This window comes from Xenorhabdus griffiniae, assembly GCF_015163655.1.
In the GTDB taxonomy this organism is placed as follows: Bacteria; Pseudomonadota; Gammaproteobacteria; order Enterobacterales; family Enterobacteriaceae; genus Xenorhabdus; species Xenorhabdus griffiniae.
The window spans coordinates 1-1,208 of sequence record NZ_JADEUF010000262.1 but is presented as its reverse complement, the minus strand read 5'-3'; the positions used below and the strand labels follow the sequence as shown (position 1 = coordinate 1,208).

Below are 1,208 nucleotides of genomic sequence, written 5' to 3'. Positions count from 1 at the left end.
ACACCGTCGAAAAATCTCTACCATTGCTTTGGCTGCGATGCAGGCGGATCGGTGCTGGACTGGGTGATGCGAACCGAAAATCTGAGCCTGCGTCATGCCGCCGAACGCTTAAAGGCGGTGCTGGGGCACAATCCGGCGGTGGAGCCGCTGGTGCAGCCGGAAGAGCTGGCCCGTGATGCCATCGGGCAACAGGTGCTGCTGTCACGGGTGGTTGATTTTTATCACCATACCTTGCTCAATGCCCCGGAAGCCCAGGCCTATCTGTCCAAGCGGCGGCTCAACCATCCTGAGCTGGTCAGCCAGTTTAAACTCGGCTTTGCCAACCGGACACTCGCTTACCGCCTGCCTGCCCGTAAGTACAAGGCCGGGGCGGAAATCCGCCGTCGTCTGCAAGCGATCGGGGTGCTGCGGGAGAACGGGCGGGAGCACCTGCGCGGTGCGCTGGTTGTGCCGGTGATGGATGCACAGGGGCAAATCCATGAGCTGTACGGACGCATGATCAGCGATGATCTGCGGGCATCGGTGGTGCGCCATCTGTACCTGCCGGGCGCGCACAAAGGTGTCTGGAATGCCGCGGCGCTGGGTGCATCCAAATCGCTGATCCTGTGTGAATCGCTGATCGATGCGATGTCGTTCTGGGTTGCAGGCCAGCGCCATGTCACGGCGGCCTATGGGGTGCATGGTGTGACCGCGGATCACTGGCAGGTCTTTGAGCAGCACGGCACTAAGCAGGTGCTGATCGCCTTTGATAATGATACGGCAGGCAATGATGCCGCGGTAAAACTGGCCGCCGAGCTGGTTGTCAAAGGCATTACACCGTTACGCGTAGTGTTCCCGCCAGGCAGGGATGCCAACGACTATCTGTGTCAGGTGGCTGAGCCAGAAACCGCCTTTGCCCTGCTGCTTGAGAGTGCCGTGCCACTGCAGGATGCGGCAGATATGATGGCCCTTGAGCGCCAGACGCCGGAGCCGGACACGGTGTCAGAATCCGCTTCCCCTTTAGCTGCCGAACCCGCGCCCCGCGTGACGCCGAATGTGGTCTGTGAATCCGGCGACAATGGCGAACTGCTGATCTCCGTTAGCACACTGCAATGGTGTCTGCGCGGCATGAGCACAGTAAAAGCCGGGGCTGCGGCCATGAAGCTCAATGCACAGGTGCTGGACAGGCAAAGCGGCGTGTTGTTCGCGGATGGTGTTGACCTGATGAG

Annotated in this window: 1 protein-coding gene; it reads left to right on the top strand. The window is 60.7% G+C overall.

Translation table 11 applies throughout. From position 1 onward, the window contains the following. On the top strand, positions 1-1,208 hold a 1,208-nt coding region (locus IQ211_RS19355), incomplete at both ends, for a toprim domain-containing protein (protein ID WP_193836484.1).